Source organism: Serratia sp. T13T92 (assembly GCF_047530105.1).
Classification (GTDB): domain Bacteria; phylum Pseudomonadota; class Gammaproteobacteria; order Enterobacterales; family Enterobacteriaceae; genus Chania; species Chania fonticola.
In genome coordinates this window covers 1-1,001 of the sequence record NZ_JBLJAK010000124.1, presented here as the reverse complement: position 1 = coordinate 1,001, position 1,001 = coordinate 1, and the positions used below count along the sequence as shown (strand labels likewise).

1 pseudogene is annotated in these 1,001 nt (G+C 55.8%); it reads left to right on the top strand.

The features are described from left to right. Positions 1–1,001, top strand: a pseudogene (locus tag ACMV5I_RS29500) (hypothetical protein); the annotation flags it as partial.

Here is a 1,001-nt window from a genome sequence, read left to right as displayed (position 1 = left end):
GCTGGTCTGGATACACGTATAGGCACCTTGGGTGGCAGTGTTGCCGGGTCATTGGGGGGTGGCACGGTGTATGACAGCAGTACCGGGACCTTGACGGCACCGAGCTACACTATTCAGGGTAATAACTACAGTAACGTTGGGGATGCATTTGGCGGGGTGAACAGCAGCCTAACGTCATTAAGCAACAGCGTGGCATCAGGCATCACAGGTGTTGTGCAGAGAACTGCGACGAAGGACGTGGTGACCCTGACGGAAGATGGCGGTACGGCAGCGACACCGGGTAACGCACAGAAGCTGACCAATCTGGCGGCGGGCATGCTTTCTGCGGCTTCCACCGAGGCAGTGAATGGTAGCCAGTTGTTTGCGACCAACAGTAATGTCACCACCAACGCCACGAATATTGCTGGTCTGGATACACGTATAGGCACCTTGGGTGGCAGTGTTGCCGGGTCATTGGGGGGTGGCACGGTGTATGACAGCAGTACCGGGACCTTGACGGCACCGAGCTACACTATTCAGGGTAATAACTACAGTAACGTTGGGGATGCATTTGGCGGTGTGAACATGGGCCTGGCCACCAATGCTACAAATATTGCGGACAACATCACGGCCATAACCAATCTGGCCAACGGGACGCTCGGACTGGTGAAACAGGATGCGACCACTCAGGCCATCACTGTGGCCGCAGACACCGCAGGCTCTTCTGTTAGTGTGTCGGGTACCGATGGCAGTCGTACTCTGACTGGTGTGACGTCGGGCATGCTTTCTGCGGCTTCCACTGAGGCAGTGAATGGTAGCCAGTTGTTTGCGACCAACAGTAATGTCACCACCAACGCCACGAATATTGCTGGTCTGGATACACGTATAGGCACCTTGGGTGGCAGTGTTGCCGGGTCATTGGGGGGTGGCACGGTGTATGACAGCAGTACCGGGACCTTGACGGCACCGAGCTACACTATTCAGGGTAATAACTACAGTAACGTTGGGGATGCATTTGGCGG